Here is a 16,961-nt window from a genome sequence, read left to right as displayed (position 1 = left end):
GCCGGCAAGGCAGTCAGGGAATTCAAGGCAGCCGAAGGCCGTGCCACACCCCTACGGGGTGCAGCCGGCTATCAAGGTTCCAGCGGGTGGATGGGTCGCTTAGTAGCGGCCTCTCGGAGTAGCGCAGGGGACCGGCTCGCCAGCAGCCAAGGGCAGGAAGGTATCGCTGGCAGCGTCGTAGGCTTCGATCTTGCTGGTCTCGATGTCGTAGACCCAGCCATGGATGTACAGCTCACCGGCTGCCAGGCGCGAGGCCACCGAAGGGTGGGTGCGCAGGTGATGCAGCTGGGCGATGACGTTTTCTTTGGTCAGCACCTGCATGGTTTCGTGTTCGCTGCCGCACGAGCAGTTGTTCTCGACCACGGTCCGGGCCACTTCGGCGTGGCGCAACCAGGCGGACACGGTCGGCATCTTGGTCAGCGATTGCGGGTTGAGTACGGCACGCATGGCGCCGCAGTCGGAGTGGCCGCAGACGATGATGTGATGCACTTTCAACGCCAGTACGGCGTATTCGATGGCGCTGGAAACGCCGCCGTTCATCTGGCCATACGGCGGTACCACGTTACCGACGTTACGGGTCACGAACAGGTCGCCAGGTGAACTCTGGGTGATCAGCTCGGGAACGATGCGCGAGTCGGCGCAGGTGATGAACATGGCTCGCGGGGTTTGCGCGGTGGCGAGCTTCTTGAACAGCTCTTGCTGCTCGGGGAAAACGTCATGGTGAAAACGCAGGAAGCCGTCGACGATGTGCTTCAGGGCGGCATCGGCGCTCTCCGCGGGGACCTGCGGTACGACCTTGGATGGGTCCTTGACGGGCATGATTCATCCTCTTGACGGTGTGTAGGTAAATCCATTTTACCGGTGAAAGATTCTGGCTATGCAGGGATTTAGATGACACGCACGGGCCATAGATCACAGTCGGTGAAGACTGATTTCCTACGCTAGCGGGGAAAACTTAACTGAAACTTAATTCGAAGGCTCTAGAACAGGTGTTCCAGATAGGAAAGGCGGGTATTGGATAATAGCAAAAAAACATCAACTGCCAAGAGCCATTACTGCAATTATCAACTTGAATTAGTTGCATTGAGGGCTGGCAATGCGCCACATTCGGGCACCCGGAACCTGCGCAGAACCTGTGGGAGTGGGCGTGCCCGCGAAGGAGGCAGCTCGGTACATGGCACCGGCTGTGCCGGTGTTCGCGGGCGCGCCCGCTCCCACAAAGACCGTACTCTGCTCAAGCATCAGAACAACGCCATCTGCCCACCCGGCGGGCAAAACGCCGAACAATCCAGCGCCTGCGCTTCTCGCCCTTCGAACTCCAGCCGATTCATGGCCTTGGCAAAACGCTGCGCCAGCAATTCGGCAAACACGCCTTCACCGCGCATGCGCGCACCAAAGCGGCTGTCATACAGTTCGCCGCCGCGGCTCTGGCGGATCAGGCTCAATACATGCGCCGCCCGCTGCGGGTAATGGTCCTGCAGCCATTGCTCGAACAACGGTGCCACTTCCAGCGGCAGGCGCAACATCATGTAGGCTGCGCTCTGTGCACCTGCCTCCCTCGCCGCCTCCAGCAGCCGTTCCAGTTCACTGTCGTTGATCATCGGAATCATCGGCGAACACAACACGCCCACCGGCACTCCCGCCTCGCGCAACACGCGGATCGCCCGCAAGCGCGCCTTGGGTGACGCCGCACGCGGTTCCAGCACCCGTTTCAAGTCATCGTCCAGCGTGGTCAGGCTGATCATCACCCGCACCAGGCGCTGGCGAGCCATCTCGGCCAGCAGGTCGAGGTCGCGCAGCACCAGCGACCCCTTGGTGACGATGGTCACCGGGTGGCGAAAACGCAGTAGCACTTCAAGCAGGCGCCGGGTCAGCAGTTGTTCACGTTCGATCGGCTGGTACGGGTCGGTATTGGAACCCAGGTTGATCGGCGCGCACACGTAACCCGGTTTGCTCAATTGTTGCGCAAGCACCTCGGCGGCGTTGGTCTTGGCAATCAGCTTTGTCTCGAAATCCAGGCCGGGGGAAAGGTCCCAGTAAGCGTGGGAAGGGCGGGCATAGCAGTAGATGCAACCGTGCTCGCAGCCACGGTATGGGTTGATGGAACGGTCGAAGGGCAGGTCGGGCGAGGTATTGCGGCTGATCACCGATTTGGCCGTCTCTACCCGTACCTCGGTGCCCTGGGTTTGCGGCACCTCCTGATACCAGCCGTCATCCTCCGCCATCGAATGGCTGGGGGCAAAGCGGTTGTGCGGATTGTGCGCCGTGCCACGGCCCTTTTGCGGTGCTGGAGGAATCATGGCCTACCCCGAATACTGTATTCATGTACAGTATCGCGCATGCCTGATTCTTTCCAGCACCTCCGGTCAGCCCACTCTCACTTCAGGCCATGCCACTGCAGGAAGGGCAGTTGGCTTGACTGCCGGCCGAGAAACGCCTCAATGCCGTCACGTAAAGGTCGCGATGCCCCAGGGGCAAGCAATGTTTCCTGCAGCGCCCGGCCTGTGGCCCGGTCCAGCAGGCCTTGGGCCTCGAAGCGGGTGAACAGGTCGAATGCGTGCACGTCCGACCACAGATAGGCGTAATAACCGGCATCGTAGCCGTTTACCAGATGGTCGAAGGCATGCGCCGGGTGCTCGAAATCGGCCAAGGGCCAGTAGCCACAACGCTCACGAGCATCGCCCAGGCGCTGCTCGAGGGACCGGCCATCGTTCGGCGTGCCATGCAGGTCCAGATCGAACAGCGCCATGCTCAGGTCGCGCGCGGTTTCCTCCACACCTTGCTGCCGCAAGCGGCGCAGGCATTCATCGACCCGGGCCCGGGAAAGCTTGCTGCCATCCTGAAGTGGCGAAGAGATCGCCACCAGGTAATCCGCGTCCCAGACCCAGCGCTCAAACAGCTTGCCGAACAGTTCCACGCCATCGGTACCGAGTTCGGTGACGTTGGACATCACGTGGTTGGTCGTGCGCACCAGCAAATGGTGCAAGGCATGGCCAAATTCATGGAACAGCTTGCGCAGTGATAGATGGTCCAGTAACGGCTGGCTACCCGGCAGCGCTGCAGGCACGTCGCTGTAGACCACCACCGAGGCCGCCTGGAAGATGCCCTCGGCATCGACCCGGCGGTTGCGAATGTAGGTGGTGAACACCGAGTCAGGTTGCTTGCCGGCATGCTGTACCGCGTCCAGGTACAGGAAACCGATCAAGGCGTTGTCCTGCCACACCTCGAACGGTTGCACGCTGTCATCCCAGGTTGCCAGCGGCTTGGCCAGCAGCGTTACGCCAAACAGTTTTTCCGCCAACTGCTGCAATGCGCTGACCACGGCATTCAGCGGGAAGTGTTCGCGCAAGGCTTCGGTGGAAAGCACCTCGCGCGACGAGGCCTGCAGATAGGCAATGTCCCAGGGCTGGACATTCCCCAGACCTTTGGCTGCGGCCTGATGCTGCATATCTGCACGCCACTGCAGCACGGCCGGCCGCACATGGTCGGCAAGGTCATGAAGAAAGCCGCGCACCTGGGCAACCGAACCCGCGCTCTTCGAATGCAGGCTCTGCTCCAGATGGCTGGCAAAGCCGAGCAAGTGGGCCTTTTCTTCCAGCAGCCTCGCCAGTTGCTCCAGGTGCGAGCGATTATCCTGCTGTTGGCCAAGGCCGACGCCTCGGGTGTTGTAAGCCCGGTATACGCGCTCACGCAGCTGCCTGTTGTCGGCATGCTTGAGCACGGCGTCGGTAGTCACGCTTTCACATGCAATCAACCAACCCGGCTCACCCGCCTCCTGTGCCCTGGTAGCCAGCTCGTCACGGATGCGTTGAGGTACACCGCTCAGTTCGGACTCATCCGTAATGCTCAGCCCTGGCCGGTTGATGTTGCCGCGAAACGCCTCGCGCGCAGCGCCAATCCGTTTCAGCAGTTCGGCCAGGCGTACCTTGCCTGCGGGGTCGAGCGATGCACCACTGGAGGTGAACTTGTGCAGATGCCAGCGCAGCGTGGCGCGTTGCTGGGCATCCAGCTGCTTGCCGATGTCGCTGTTGGCCAAGCGCTCATACAGGGCCTGCAGTGCTGAGTTGGCGAATTTCTGTTCGAACCGCTCCGTGGCCTTGGCGAAGAAGTCGAAGATGGCACCGGCCCAGGCTTGATCCCGACCAACCAATGGCGAGGCGGCATACAACACCGTCAGCAGCTGACTATCCAGCCCGTCCACCGCCAGCACCATGTCATCCCAGGTTGGCAGTTCCTGCTGTTCGCGAATGATGCGCTCGATGCCTTGCTCGTGCGCCAACAGCACGTGGTCGAAGGCAAACTGCATGTTTTGAAGCGTGATCGACGGATAATCGACGGGGATACGGCTATTTTGCAGAAGGGGGTTATCCATGGTGCAACACCTTGCTCGTAGAGAAGAGCAGGCGAGCTTGCATGGCCAGCGTGCAGCAGGTGGCCTGACTATCTACCACCCGGGGCATGCCCGCCCGGGCACGAACCCGGGCGGCACGACGGCTTTATTCAGCCGGTTTCTTCAGCTTCGGGTTGGGGAAGAACTGCACCGTCTGTACCTTGGCCGGCGCGGCTTTCGGTTCCAGATGGTTGACCCGGGTGCCGAGCTCCTTCGGCACCGACAAGCCCTGCTCGTTGAGGGTGTCAGTAAAGCCGCAGGCCACGCACTCGCGGTGCGGTACACCGTCTTCGTTCCACATCATCAGCTTGTCGGTCTCGCTGCACGCCGGGCATACCGCCCCGGCAATGAAGCGTTTCTTGGTCTTGTTCACGGCTACCTCGCTCATGCTGCAGCGTCCTCGCTCAGGCCACTATGGCGCAGCAAGGCATCGATGGAGGGCTCACGGCCACGGAAGTCGACGAACAGCTCCATCGGCTCGCGCGAACCACCACGTGCCAGGATCGCCTCGCGGAAGGCTCGGCCGGTTTCGGCATTCAGCACGCCTTCTTCCTCAAAGCGCGAGAAGGCGTCTGCCGACAGCACCTCGGCCCACTTGTAGCTGTAGTAGCCCGCCGCATAACCACCAGCAAAGATGTGCGCAAAGCTGTTGGGGAAGCGGTTGTACGCCGGTGGGCGCATGACGGACACCTCGTCGCGCACGCCTTCGAGCACCTGCAGCACGCTGCGGCCGTCGCCATGGGTTGCATGCAGCTCGAAGTCGAACAGCGAGAACTCCAACTGGCGCACCATCATCATGCCCGACTGGAAGTTCTTTGCCGCCAGCATCTTGTCCAGCAGGTCCTGGGGCAGGGGGGCGCCAGTTTCGTAGTGGGAGGAGATCAGTGCGAGGCCTTCCGGCTCCCAGCACCAGTTTTCCATGAACTGGCTCGGCAGTTCGACCGCGTCCCAGGCCACGCCGTTGATGCCGGATACACCGGGATGCTCGATGCGGGTCAGCATGTGGTGCAGGCCGTGGCCGAACTCGTGGAACAAGGTGGTGACTTCATCGTGGGTCAAAAGAGCCGGCTTGCCGGGCGCGGCCGGGGTGAAGTTGCACACCAGGTTGGCCACGGGGCTCTGCAACTGGCCAGCGGCTGTGCGGCGACGGTCACGCGCGCCATCCATCCAGGCGCCGCCACGCTTGTTGGCGCGCGCGTAGAGGTCGAAGAAGAAGCGGCCGACGTGCTGGCCGTTTTCCTTGATCTCGAACAGGCGCACATCCGGGTGCCAGCTGTCGAAGCCCTTGAGCTCGGCAATCTCGATACCGTAAAGGCGCTGCACGATGCTGAACAGGCCACCCAGCACCTTGTCGATCGGGAAGTAGGCGCGCAGGGCTTCCTGCGACACGCTGTAGCGCTGCTCGCGCAGCTTCTCGCCGAAGTACCCGGCGTCCCAGCTGGCCAGCTCAGGGCAGCCCTGCTCAGCGGCATAAGCCTTGAGCTGCTCCAGGTCCTGGGCGGCGAACGGCTTGGACCGCTTGGCCAGGTCACGCAGGAAGCTCAGCACCTGGTCACTGGACTCGGCCATCTTGGTGGCCAGGCTAAGCTCCGCGTAGTTCTTGTAGCCCAGCAGTTCGGCCAGCTCCTGGCGCAGGTCAAGGATTTCCTGCATCACCGGGCCGTTGTCGAACTGGCCGGCATTCGGGCCCTGGTCCGAGGCGCGGGTGCAGTAGGCCGCGTATAGCTCTTCGCGCAGGGCGCGGTCGCTGGCGTAGGTCATCACCGCGTAGTAGCTGGGGAATTCCAGGGTGATCAGCCAGCCGTCGAGGCCCTTGGCCTGGGCGGCGGCGGCCATCTGCGCCTTGGCCGAATCGGTCAGGCCGGCCAGCGCGGCTTCGTCGGTAACATGCTTGGTCCAGGCCTGTGTGGCGTCGAGCAGCTGGTTGGAGAAACGGCTGCCAAGCTCGCTGAGCTTGCTCTGCACTTCGGCGTAGCGCTGCTGTTTATCCGCCGGCAGGTCGATACCCGACAGGCGGAAGTCCCGCAGGGCGTGCTTGAGGATAGTCTTTTGCGCCACATCGAAGCCGGCGGCTTCGGGGCTGTCGATCAACGCCTGGTAGGCTTCGAACAGCGCACGGTTCTGGCCCAGTTCGGTAGAGTAGGCGCTAAGCGCCGGCAGGCAAGACTCGTAGGCTTCGCGCAGCTCCGCGCTGTTGCACACCGCATTGAGGTGGCTGACCGGGCTCCAGGCGGCGCCCAGGCGGTCATTCAGTTCGTCCATGGCCAGCACCAGGCCAGCCCAGGTAGGGTTCTTGCCCTGCTTTTCGAGGATCTCGGCAATGGCTTTACGGTTGTCGGCCAGGATCGCTTCGATCGCCGGCAACACGTGTTCGGCACGGATTTGCGAGAAGGGCGGCAGATCGTAGGACTGCAGAAGCGGGTTGTTCGCACTCACGGTTTGGATACCTTGGCAGAAGAAACACTGCCCCATCTTAATTACAATCGACGCCGACCGCAGCAGGCAGCCTGCCTATCGGCACAGATGAGAGACGCTATCATGGCCATCCGAAGCTTCCAGCAACACACTCCGAAAGTTGGGCCCAGGGCCTTCGTCGACCGATCGGCGGTAGTGCTGGGCGACGTGGAAATCGGTGAAGACAGCTCCGTATGGCCTTTGACTGTGATACGCGGCGACATGCACCGCATCCGCATCGGCGCGCGTACCAGCGTGCAGGACGGCAGCGTGCTGCACATTACCCATGCAGGCCCGTTCAACCCGGACGGCTTCCCGCTGATCATCGGTGACGAAGTGACCATCGGCCACAAGGTCATGTTGCATGGCTGCACCCTGGGCAACCGCATCCTGGTCGGCATGGGCAGCACTATCATGGACGGTGCCATCGTGGAGGACGAAGTGATCATCGGCGCCGGCAGCCTGGTGCCGCCGGGCAAGCGCCTGGTCAGTGGGTACCTGTACATGGGCAGCCCGGTGAAGCAGGCCCGGTTGCTGAACGACCAGGAACACGCATTTTTCGCCTACAGCGCCAGTAACTACGTGAAGCTCAAGGACCAGCACCTGGCCGAAGGCTACGACCAACCGGAATGACCGCATTCGCGGGTAAACCCGCTCACAGGTACGGCGCCGACCTCAGGCCCTGTGATATCCCTGTGGGAGCGGGTTTACCCGCGAAGAAGACCACGCAGCATTCAAAGTGGAACCCGCAAATGCACCAGCAAAACATCCTCTTCGACCTGGACGGCACCCTGACCGACCCGCGCCAGGGCATCACCCGCTCGATCCAGTATGCCCTGGCCAAACTGGGCATCGACGAGCCAGACCTGACCCGCCTCGAGCACTTCATCGGCCCACCCCTGCTGCAGGCCTTCATGCAGTTCTACAGCTTCGACGAAGCCAAGGCCTGGGATGCGGTGAACTTCTATCGGGAACGCTTCAGCGTCACCGGCCTGTACGAAAACCTGGTGTTCGAAGGTGTACCGGAGCTGCTCGAGGCCCTGAACGGCCAGGGTCGCACGCTGTACATCGCCACCTCCAAGCCGTGGAAGTTCGCCCGTGAAATCGCCCGGCACTTCGCCTTCGACCACCACTTCAAGGTGATCTACGGCAGTGAGCTGGATGGCACACGCACCAACAAGGTAGAGCTGATTCGCCACCTGCTTGATGAAGAAGGGCTGGACCCGGCGAAGACGCTGATGATCGGCGACCGCAAGCATGACCTGATCGGTGCGCGCAGCAATGGCTTGCAGGCGGTGGCGGTGGGGTACGGGTTTGGTAGCCAGGAAGAACTGGTGGCGGAAGAGCCGGCCTACCACTTTGCTACCTTGGCCGAGATGCATCAGGCTTTCCTCAAGGCTTGATGGCCCTGGGGGCTGCTTTGCAGCCCATCGCGACACAAGGCCGCTCCTACAGGCGATCGCGTATCTTCTGTAGGAGCGGCCTTGTGTCGCGATGGGCCGCAAAGCGGCCCCAATTCTCACAGGTTCACCATCAACCGCTGCAACGCCACTTTCCTCTCTTCAATCGGCAACCGCCCCAGTTGCTCGACCCGCTGATAAAACCGCGCCCAGTCCCCACCCACCTCACGGAACACCGCCGCAAACGCAGGTACCCACTGGTCATACAGCCCGAACGGCAGCAACTTGGCATTGCTCATCGGCCCATACATCCAGGCGTCATAACGCTTGTCACCACCCCACTGGGCATCACGCACTTGCCGGTATTCCCGCCTAAGCCGCTCGAACTCCGCCTGCTTGGCCGCCCGCTTCTGCACATCATCCAGAGGCCCGGCATAAATCGCCTGCAACCGCTCGCGGCTGGCCAGCACCAAACGGATGAATTGCTCACGCTGCTGCCCCTGCTCCCCGCCAGAGGCAGCCAGGCCCCGCGCCACACGCCATTGCCGCGTGCCTTCCTGCTCGACGAAGGAGGCAAACGACTCGTTGAACTCGGTGTCGTCCTGCACATAGAAGCGCTGGTGGGCCAGTTCATGGAAGATCAGCGTGGCCAGGCGCTCGTCGCTCCAGCCCACCATCGACGACAGGATAGGGTCGTCGAACCAGCCCAGAGTCGAATAGGCCTCCACGCCGCCCACGTACACATCCATGCCGTCCTGGCGCATCAACGCCGCCGCCCCACGTGCCGCGCCTTGCTGATAATAACCGCGATAGGCCACACACCCCGCGATCGGGAAGCAGTGCGTCACTGGCTGCAACGACAGCTCGGGGGTAGCGAACACATTCCACACCACGTAGGGCCGGCCAAGGTCTGCATACACCCGGTAGCTGCGGTTGTCCGGCAGCTTCAGCTGCTGGCTGGCAAATACCCGCGCCTGCCTGGCGTGTTCCAGGCGCGCGCGCAATTGCGCCGAAGTGGCCGGATTGGCCAATACCTGCTCCACCGGCTGCCGTGCGCGTAGCAGCTGCCACTGGCCCTCGGCCAACTGCCCATAGTAGGCGGCGCTGCTGCAACCGTTCAGCAGGAGCACCGCCAGCAGGGGAACCAAACGGGTGAAAACAAGGTCGAGTGGCCCAGGGCCTGAGCGCTGCATAAGAATAAGTCGAAGCATCCGGAACTGTCTGACTCGCTCAAGGCCGATTCACTCCAAGACTATCTCGCCAAGGGGGCGTTTCGCCATGCGTGCACTGTTGGTCACCGGCTCATTGCTGCTGCTATCCGCCTGTTCGACCTTGCCAGACCCGGACCCGAACCAGGCCTGGATCGACCTCACGCCCTACGACAACACCTCGCTGCACGCTGTGCAGGTAGATGAACGCGACTGGGCCGATAGCCGTTACTTCGAAGTACAGCCCGGCAGCCACGAGCTGACCGTGCGCTACCAGTTTCCGGTTACCCCCAGCAATATCGGCCCGGTCGAGGAGCCTTTGTGGCGGGATTGCCAGGTCAAGCTGACCTTCAAGGATTTCAGTGCCGGTCAGCGCTACCAGTTGCAGGCTGGCAGCATCGGCTTCCGCCCCTGGATCAAACTCTATGACCGTCAGCAAAAGCTGGTTGGCCAGGGCTCGCCTGCAGGCTGCCAGCGCACCTGAAACGCACAAACGGCGCTATGCTTGTAGCCTATAAGTCGCAAGTGGGAGTCTTGCCATGCGCCAGCCCATGATGCTGATCGCCCTCAGTGCACTGGGGGCATGCGCCAGCCCCTTGCCGCCCGTCGACCCCAAGCAGGCCTGGGTCGATCTGTACACCATGACTCCCGGCAGGGTGATCATGGCCGACCGCCTCGACGGCAAGCGCCTGGAAGATGGCCGTTACTTCCAGGTGACGCCGGGCAAGCACGAACTGGTAGTGCGCTTCGATTACGAGATCTACGGGGGCGGCCTCATGACCCAGCCCCGGGATCGTACCTGCTACCTGACTGTGCGCTTTGACAACTTCAAGGCCGGTGAGCGCTATCGCCTGGAGGCACGGGCGCCGGTAATGGAGCCGCAAGTGCTACTGTATGACGGCAGCCGCAAGGTGGTGGTGAACGAGCCTAGCGAGGTGTTCTGCATTCCTTGATATGGGGCTGCTTCGCAACCCCAGGCTCTGGAATCTACCGATCATTCTTCTGATAAATGATCTTCTTGGTCCCGCCATCGCAGGTCCCGACGACCATGTTCTGGTCCTTGACCTCGCTGTTGGGCACGATCTCCAGGGTATAGGACGAAACCCCCTGGGCCTGGATCTTGGCCTCGATCTCGGCTTTGAGTTCCTCGCACGGCTTGACCGCCGCCAGCGCAGATGTGGCGACCAGGGAAGCCAACACGGCGATTGCTACGCGAATCATGAAACGGCTCCTGAAAGGGCAGCGTGCTGCCGACGCTGTTTAGACTACAGCAAACCGCCCTCATTGCACTGCTTCAACCCACCAGCGCCGCATCCAGGCTGATCTTCGCGTTCAACACCTTGGACACAGGGCACCCGGCCTTGGCCTTGTCGGCGATCTGCAAGAACTGCGCTTCACTCGCCCCAGGCACCTTGGCCCTGAGCACCAGATGCACTGCGGTAATGGCAAAGCCATCAGCTTGCTTGTCGAGTGTCACTTCGGCAGCGGTGTCGATCCTGTCCGGGGTGAACCCCGCTTCGCCCAACATCATCGACAGCGCCATCGAGAAACAGCCGGCATGCGCCGCACCAATCAGCTCCTCCGGGTTGGTACCGGGCGAGCCCTCGAAACGGGTGTTGAAGCCGTAGGGGTTCTGCTTGAGCGCGCCACTTTCGGTAGAAAGCAGGCCTTTGCCGTCCTTCAGGCCACCTTGCCAGATCGCCGATGCTGTCTTTTTCATGATGCCTCCTGGTCTCGGGTTACGTGCTTATGGCTTCAGAGGTCAGCCGCCTACGGCAAGTTCAGAGCAATCGCACGGCAAGCATTGAATCCGTCGAATGTGCCCATACAGAGTTGAAAAGGCCTGTGGCCAAACACCTTTGCGGAGGCTCCATGACGCAGCTGCGTGACCTGAAGATTTCCACCCTCGACCTGGTGCCGGTACGCGCCGACGCCGGCCCGGCGCAGTCGCTGCGCAACTCGCTGGACCTGGCGCAGCATGTCGAGCGCTTTGGCTACAACCGCTTCTGGGTAGCCGAGCACCACAACATGGACGGCATCGCCAGCTCGGCGACTTCGGTGCTGATCGGCTACCTGGCCGGGGGGACCTCGAGCATTCGCGTGGGCTCTGGCGGGGTCATGCTGCCCAACCATGCGCCGCTGGTGATCGCCGAGCAGTTCGGTACCCTGGCCAGCCTGTACCCGGGACGCATCGATCTGGGGTTGGGCCGCGCACCGGGTTCCGACCAGATGACCGCCTACGCCCTGCGCCGCGACCGCGCCGGCGGCCCGGATGACTTCCCGGACGATGTCGAGGAACTGTCACGCTACCTCGGCCCGCGTACCGATGATCAAAAAGTGATCGCCGTGCCAGGGCACGATACCGAGGTGCCGATGTGGCTCCTCGGCTCTAGCCTGTTCAGCGCTCAACTGGCGGGCATGCGCGGCATGCCCTACGCCTTCGCCTCGCACTTTGCGCCGCGCTACGTGCACGAGGCGATCCGCGTGTACCGCAACCACTTCAAGCCCTCGACCACATTGGACAAGCCGTATGTGATGCTGGGCATCCCCATGGTGGTGGCGGAAACCGACGAAAAGGCCGAGTACCTGGCCACTTCGGTGTACCAGCGCATCCTCGCGCTGATTCGTGGGCAGAGCCTGATGCAGAAGCCGCCTGTGGAAAGCATGGATGGGCTGTGGCTGCCCCATGAACGGGACGCGGTGGGTAGCTTCCTCGGCCTGGCGATGATTGGCAGCCCGCAGAAGGTGCGGGCCAAGGTGGAAGTGCTGCTGGAGCAGACCGGGGCAGATGAGCTGATCTTCACCTGTGATTTGTATGAGCATGCGGACCGGATTCGGTCCTATGAACTGATGGCGCAGGCTCTCAAGACCGCGTGATTTTCTTCGCGGGCTTGCCCGCTCCCACAGGTACAGCGTCGCTCTCAGGCCTGTGATATGCCTGTGGGAGCGGGCGAGCCCGCGAAGAGGCCAGCATATTAGCCGCGGCGGTACACAATCTCCTTGGTACCAGCCTCGCAGCTACCAATCACCTTGCCGGCCGGGTCGCCCTTGTCGACGATCTCAAGCTTGTAGCCGGTGACCCCCTTGGCATCCAGCTTGGCCGCAATCTCTGCCTTGAGCTCCTCGCACGGCTTGCCCGCCGCCAGCGCACCACCGGCCAGGGTCATCAGGCCCAGCGCCAGAATCAGTTTGTTCATCACTCGCTTTCCTTGTGCAGATGAAATCAGAAAAGGCGCCCGACAAGGCGCCCCCTCCCTAAATACCCCATCATGCCGGGCTCATCCAGCCCGGCAGTGTTTCAGCTATTGGCGATACGGAAGCCGACCTTCAGCGTGACCTGGAAGTGCGCCGCCTTGTTATCACGGATATGGCCACGGGTATCTATCACTTCGAACCACTCTAGGTGCTTTATGCTCTTGCCGGCTTCGGCCAGGGCATTGTTGATCGCCTCTTCGATGCTGGTGGTCGAAGACCCCACCAGCTCGATCTTCTTGTAGGTGTGATGATCGGTCATGAGCGCTCTCCTCGGATGATGGTGAGATTGAGCCTAGCAGCGCAGGCCTGGTTTACCTGCGAGCGGTCACCATTGGCGAAAGTTCGATCGCACTTTCCCGCGTGCCCAAGGTCGCAATTCTTACAGTCCATACTGCAAAGGAGAGTCAACATGCACCGCAATTCGCTGCGTAGAACGTCCCTGGAAAGCATGGAAGCGGAGATCGAGAGCCTTCTGAAAAGCCTGGAAAACCTCAAGCATGATGCGTCGGAGGAGTCCCAGAAATCGGTGAAGGCAATCCGCAGCAACGCCGAGAGTGCCCTGCGTCATTCGCGCCACCTGTTGAGCGATGCCTACGAGGAAGTGAAGCACCGCACCCGCCAGACCGGCATCGCCACCCGCGACTATGCCCAGGAACACCCGTACACAACTGCCGGCGTTGCCATTGGCGCGCTAGGCTTGCTGGCGGCGTACCTGATGTGCAAACGCAACTAAGCGCCCTGTCGCGCCAGTTCCGCCCTTAGCCACTGCGCCAACTGCTCGGCGCGCCCGTCTGCGGCGCGCCTGGGCACCCACAGCGCCAATGCGGCAGGGGTAGGTGAAAAGCCCCACGGCGCACTCAAACGGCCAGCTCGCAGGTCGTCAGCGACTAACGGCTGCGGCGCAATCGCCACACCCAGCCCGGCCACGGCAGCCTCCAGCAAGTAATACAGGTGCTCGAAGGCCTGGCCATAGTGGAGGGCCGCCGGCTCCAAACCTTGTTCCAGCGCCCAGGTCGGCCAAGCCTGCGGGCGCGAGGTGGTGTGCAGCAAGGCTTCGCCCAGCAAGGCCTTGGCCGGCGCGCCATGCAAGCGCTCGAAACCGGCGAAATGCGGGCTGAGCACCGGCCCGATGCGCTCCTCGGCCAGTACATGCACCTGCATGTCCGTCGGCCACGGCGGCTCGGCGTAAACCAGCAGCGCATCCAACCCTGGCCGCCGTGGGTCCAGGTCGCCTTCACCGGCCGAAAGGTGCAGACGCAGTTCAGGTAAATCCGCCTGCAGCCGCCCCAATCGCGGGATGAACCAGCGCGCCAGCAGGCTGCCCGAGCAGCCCAGCACGAACGGCGCCTCGCTGACGTTGTGGCTGAGCTCGGCGCACACGCTGCGCAGGCGATCGAAAGCTTCGCCACTTGCATCGCGCAGACGTACGCCGGCATCTGTGAGTTTGATGCCACGCCCGTCCTTCACGAACAGCGCTACCCCCAGGTGCTCTTCAAGTACCTTGATCTGCCGGCTGACGGCGCCATGGGTGACGTGCAGCGCTTCGGCCGCCTGGCTGACGCTGTTGAGCCGTGCGGTAGCCTCGAAAGCCCGCAGGGCGTTGAGGGGTGGGAGATCGTGGGCCATTTTACCTGTGAGTTTTTCTGACAAGTTTGCGCAATCTTATCGGTTTTCAGCTGGGCTTGCCGTGGTTAGAGTAAAGCCCATCACTCATTCATTACGCCCTGGAGCGCCCCCATGACCCAGTCCCAATACCGCCCCGGCCCCGACGCCAATGGCCTGTTCGGCTCGTTCGGCGGCCGCTACGTGGCCGAAACCCTGATGCCACTGGTGCTGGACCTGGCCCGCGAATACGAAGCGGCCAAGGCAGACCCCAAGTTCCTCGAAGAGCTGGCCTACTTCCAGCGCGACTACATCGGCCGCCCCAACCCGCTGTACTTCGCCGAGCGCCTGACCGAGCACTGCGGCGGCGCCAAAATCTTCTTCAAGCGTGAAGAGCTCAACCACACCGGCGCGCACAAGGTGAACAACTGCATCGGCCAGGTGCTGCTGGCCAAGCGCATGGGCAAGAAGCGCCTGATCGCAGAAACCGGCGCCGGCATGCACGGCGTGGCCACCGCCACCGTCGCTGCCCGCTTCGGCCTGCCTTGCGTGATCTACATGGGCGCCACCGACATCGAGCGCCAGCAGGCCAACGTGTTCCGCATGAAGCTGCTTGGCGCCGAAATCGTCCCGGTCACTGCCGGCACCGGCACCCTGAAGGACGCCATGAACGAGGCCCTGCGCGACTGGGTCACCAACGTCGAAGACACCTTCTACCTGATCGGCACCGTGGCTGGCCCGCACCCGTACCCGGCCATGGTCCGGGACTTCCAGTCGATCATCGGCAAGGAAACCCGCGCCCAGTTGCAAGAGAAGGAAGGCCGTCTGCCAGACAGCCTGGTTGCCTGCGTCGGTGGTGGCTCCAACGCCATGGGCCTGTTCCATGAGTTTCTCGAAGAGCCAAGCGTGCAGATCATCGGCGTCGAAGCCGGTGGCCACGGCGTGCACACCGACAAGCACGCCGCCAGCCTGAACGGCGGCGTACCGGGCGTACTGCACGGCAACCGCACCTACCTGCTGCAGGACGAAGACGGTCAGATCACCGACGCCCACTCGATTTCCGCCGGCCTGGACTACCCGGGCATCGGCCCGGAGCACGCCTACCTGCACGAAGTGAAGCGTGTCGAGTACGTCAGCATCACCGACGACGAAGCGCTGGATGCATTCCACGCCACCTGCCGCCTGGAAGGCATCATCCCGGCCCTGGAAAGCTCCCACGCCTTGGCCGAGGCGATCAAGCGCGCACCGAAGCTGCCCAAGGACCACCTGATGGTCGTGTGCCTGTCGGGCCGCGGCGACAAAGACATGCAAACCGTCATGAACCACATGGCCGCCCAGGAGAAACAGGCATGAGCCGTCTTGAAAAACGCTTCGCCGAGCTGAAGGCCGAAGGCCGCTCGGCACTGGTCACCTTTGTCACCGCGGGCGACCCGGGCTATGACGCCTCGCTGCAGATCCTCAAGGGCCTGCCGGCAGCCGGTGCCGACGTGATCGAACTGGGCATGCCGTTCACCGACCCGATGGCCGACGGCGTGGCCATCCAGCTGGCCACCCTGCGTGCCCTGGAAGCCGGCCAGACCCTGGCCAAGACCCTGCAGATGGTTCGCGAATTCCGTGTGGATAACCAGACCACACCGATCGTGTTGATGGGCTACTACAACCCGATCCACCGCTTTGGCGTGGAAAAGTTCGTGGCCGAAGCCAAGCAAGCGGGTGTAGATGGCCTGATCATCGTCGACCTGCCGCCAGAGCATGACGCCGAACTGGCAACCCCGGCCCAGGCAGCGGGTATCGACTTCATCCGCCTGACTACCCCGACCACCGACGACGCGCGCCTGCCGCGCGTACTGGAGCGCAGCTCCGGGTTCGTCTACTACGTGTCGGTGGCCGGTGTGACCGGCGCCGGCTCGGCGACCACCGAGCACGTGACCGAAGCCATCGCCCGCCTGCGTCGGCATACCGATCTGCCAATCAGCGTAGGTTTCGGCATTCGTACGCCGGAGCAGGCTGCGGCCATTGCCCGCCTGTCGGACGGCGTAGTGGTGGGCTCGGCGCTGGTCGACAAGATTGCCCAGGCCAAGAGTGCCGAGCAGGCAGTCAACGATGTATTGAGCCTGTGCTCGGCGCTGGCTGAAGGGGTACGCGGCGCCCGCCGGTGAACCGCGTCGCCTGCTTCGCGGGCACGCCCGCTCCCCACAGGGACAACACAGATGCTGAAAGCTGTGGAGGACCTGTAGGAGCGGGCTTGCCCGCGAAGAGGCCAGCACAGGCTATAGAGGCCTATCCCCCGAAAATCGACAGATCCAGCGGCCGCACCGCCCCCATCCAGATCGCATGGTCACGGTGGTCCGACAGCTCATCACCGGTCAGCGGGTGCATGAACACCACCAACCCCTTCCGATACAGTGCCAACCACGGCAGCACCACCCCCACAAACTCCGGCTCGAAGGCCAGCTGGCAGCTCCAGTCCGGGTGCGGCCCCACCGGTTTCTGGTGCATGCGCCCCATGGTCACGGGAAACAGCCGCGCCGCTTCCTCACACAGCTCACGGGCCTGGTCCATGGTCGCTGCGTCGTAGTAAACGTGGGCGTGGTAACCCTTGATCCTCTGCACGATAACTCCTGATTGCGGTCCAAACATCACCACCTGCAA

At 62.6% G+C, this 16,961-nt stretch carries 20 protein-coding genes; 8 read left to right on the top strand and 12 right to left on the bottom strand.

Annotated elements, in window-relative coordinates; genetic code table 11:
- Positions 1–99: 99 nt before the first annotated feature.
- The 5 genes from E5221_RS00600 to prlC form a co-directional block, all read right to left on the bottom strand.
- Positions 100–819 carry a carbonic anhydrase gene (locus E5221_RS00600; protein ID WP_013970295.1) on the bottom strand — a complete coding sequence of 240 codons (720 nt, stop codon included), beginning with the start codon at positions 817–819 and terminating at the stop codon, positions 100–102.
- A 422-nt stretch (positions 820–1,241) separates the two neighbouring features.
- Positions 1,242–2,300 (bottom strand): PA0069 family radical SAM protein, encoded by a 1,059-nt coding sequence (locus E5221_RS00595; protein WP_247846760.1) that lies wholly within the window; start codon positions 2,298–2,300, stop codon positions 1,242–1,244.
- Positions 2,301–2,377: 77 nt separating this feature from the next.
- Positions 2,378–4,372, bottom strand: coding sequence for a M3 family metallopeptidase (locus E5221_RS00590; RefSeq protein ID WP_061550180.1), 1,995 nt, complete (start codon positions 4,370–4,372; stop codon positions 2,378–2,380).
- 124 nt (positions 4,373–4,496) lie between these two features.
- Positions 4,497–4,778 carry a YheV family putative zinc ribbon protein gene (locus tag E5221_RS00585; RefSeq protein WP_013970292.1) on the bottom strand — a complete coding sequence of 94 codons (282 nt, stop codon included), beginning with the start codon at positions 4,776–4,778 and terminating at the stop codon, positions 4,497–4,499.
- The gene (gene prlC, locus E5221_RS00580; RefSeq protein ID WP_061550181.1) at positions 4,775–6,862 is read right to left on the bottom strand and encodes an oligopeptidase A; all 2,088 of its coding nucleotides are present in this window, start codon (positions 6,860–6,862) and stop codon (positions 4,775–4,777) included. The genes E5221_RS00585 and prlC overlap by 4 nt, the downstream gene beginning before the upstream one ends.
- A 66-nt stretch (positions 6,863–6,928) precedes the next feature.
- Between prlC and E5221_RS00575 the strand changes: the two genes are divergently transcribed.
- Both E5221_RS00575 and E5221_RS00570 read left to right on the top strand, forming a co-directional pair.
- On the top strand, positions 6,929–7,477 hold the full coding sequence (locus E5221_RS00575; protein WP_003261048.1) for a gamma carbonic anhydrase family protein: 549 nt from the start codon (positions 6,929–6,931) through the stop codon (positions 7,475–7,477).
- Between the two features lie 119 nt (positions 7,478–7,596).
- A complete protein-coding gene (locus E5221_RS00570; RefSeq protein ID WP_247846759.1) occupies positions 7,597–8,247 on the top strand; it encodes an HAD family hydrolase in 651 nt (216 codons plus the stop codon).
- 116 nt (positions 8,248–8,363) lie between these two features.
- Here E5221_RS00570 and E5221_RS00565 read toward each other — a convergent pair whose 3' ends face one another.
- Positions 8,364–9,437, bottom strand: a complete 1,074-nt coding sequence (locus tag E5221_RS00565; protein WP_247846758.1) for an aminopeptidase — start codon at positions 9,435–9,437, stop codon at positions 8,364–8,366.
- 85 nt (positions 9,438–9,522) lie between these two features.
- On the opposite strand from E5221_RS00565, the gene E5221_RS00560 reads away from it, so the two are divergent.
- Positions 9,523–9,936 (top strand): hypothetical protein, encoded by a 414-nt coding sequence (locus E5221_RS00560; RefSeq protein WP_247846757.1) that lies wholly within the window; start codon positions 9,523–9,525, stop codon positions 9,934–9,936.
- A 55-nt stretch (positions 9,937–9,991) separates the two neighbouring features.
- Complete coding sequence (locus E5221_RS00555) at positions 9,992–10,405, top strand: hypothetical protein (RefSeq protein WP_013970286.1); 414 nt, start codon at positions 9,992–9,994, stop codon at positions 10,403–10,405.
- A 34-nt stretch (positions 10,406–10,439) separates the two neighbouring features.
- On the opposite strand, the gene E5221_RS00550 is transcribed toward E5221_RS00555, so the two are convergent.
- Together E5221_RS00550 and E5221_RS00545 are read right to left on the bottom strand one after the other, a co-directional pair.
- Complete coding sequence (locus tag E5221_RS00550; protein WP_020191563.1) at positions 10,440–10,673, bottom strand: DUF1161 domain-containing protein; 234 nt, start codon at positions 10,671–10,673, stop codon at positions 10,440–10,442.
- Between the two features lie 73 nt (positions 10,674–10,746).
- Positions 10,747–11,172: an OsmC family protein gene (locus E5221_RS00545; RefSeq protein WP_013970285.1), complete on the bottom strand. Its 426-nt coding sequence runs from the start codon at positions 11,170–11,172 to the stop codon at positions 10,747–10,749.
- Positions 11,173–11,324: 152 nt separating this feature from the next.
- On the opposite strand from E5221_RS00545, the gene E5221_RS00540 reads away from it, so the two are divergent.
- Positions 11,325–12,329: an LLM class flavin-dependent oxidoreductase gene (locus E5221_RS00540; RefSeq protein WP_247846756.1), complete on the top strand. Its 1,005-nt coding sequence runs from the start codon at positions 11,325–11,327 to the stop codon at positions 12,327–12,329.
- A gap of 98 nt (positions 12,330–12,427) precedes the next feature.
- Here the strand turns inward: E5221_RS00540 and E5221_RS00535 are convergent, their stop codons facing one another.
- Positions 12,428–12,649: a DUF1161 domain-containing protein gene (locus E5221_RS00535; protein WP_003261041.1), complete on the bottom strand. Its 222-nt coding sequence runs from the start codon at positions 12,647–12,649 to the stop codon at positions 12,428–12,430.
- A 101-nt stretch (positions 12,650–12,750) separates the two neighbouring features.
- Complete coding sequence (locus tag E5221_RS00530) at positions 12,751–12,966, bottom strand: dodecin (RefSeq protein WP_013970282.1); 216 nt, start codon at positions 12,964–12,966, stop codon at positions 12,751–12,753.
- A 150-nt stretch (positions 12,967–13,116) separates the two neighbouring features.
- On the opposite strand from E5221_RS00530, the gene E5221_RS00525 reads away from it, so the two are divergent.
- Positions 13,117–13,440 carry a DUF883 family protein gene (locus tag E5221_RS00525; RefSeq protein WP_003261039.1) on the top strand — a complete coding sequence of 108 codons (324 nt, stop codon included), beginning with the start codon at positions 13,117–13,119 and terminating at the stop codon, positions 13,438–13,440.
- On the opposite strand, the gene E5221_RS00520 is transcribed toward E5221_RS00525, so the two are convergent.
- Positions 13,437–14,333, bottom strand: a complete 897-nt coding sequence (locus E5221_RS00520) for a LysR family transcriptional regulator (RefSeq protein WP_247846755.1) — start codon at positions 14,331–14,333, stop codon at positions 13,437–13,439. The two genes, E5221_RS00525 and E5221_RS00520, sit on opposite strands and share 4 nt — an antisense overlap.
- Positions 14,334–14,444: 111 nt before the next feature.
- Here E5221_RS00520 and trpB point away from each other — a divergent pair, with 111 nt between their 5' ends.
- A complete protein-coding gene (trpB, locus tag E5221_RS00515; protein WP_015268451.1) occupies positions 14,445–15,662 on the top strand; it encodes a tryptophan synthase subunit beta in 1,218 nt (405 codons plus the stop codon).
- Entirely contained in the window at positions 15,659–16,468 is an 810-nt protein-coding gene (gene trpA / locus E5221_RS00510) for a tryptophan synthase subunit alpha (protein ID WP_013970279.1), read from the top strand. The genes trpB and trpA overlap by 4 nt, the downstream gene beginning before the upstream one ends.
- A gap of 121 nt (positions 16,469–16,589) precedes the next feature.
- Here the strand turns inward: trpA and E5221_RS00505 are convergent, their stop codons facing one another.
- Positions 16,590–16,922 carry a DOPA 4,5-dioxygenase family protein gene (locus tag E5221_RS00505; RefSeq protein WP_247846754.1) on the bottom strand — a complete coding sequence of 111 codons (333 nt, stop codon included), beginning with the start codon at positions 16,920–16,922 and terminating at the stop codon, positions 16,590–16,592.
- Positions 16,923–16,961: the final 39 nt, after the last annotated feature.

The sequence above is a fragment of the Pseudomonas sp. A2 genome, from assembly GCF_023100865.1.
Classification (GTDB): domain Bacteria; phylum Pseudomonadota; class Gammaproteobacteria; order Pseudomonadales; family Pseudomonadaceae; genus Aquipseudomonas; species Aquipseudomonas asiatica.
Note: the sequence above shows the minus strand (reverse complement) of the source record. Positions and strands in the feature narration are given on the sequence as shown.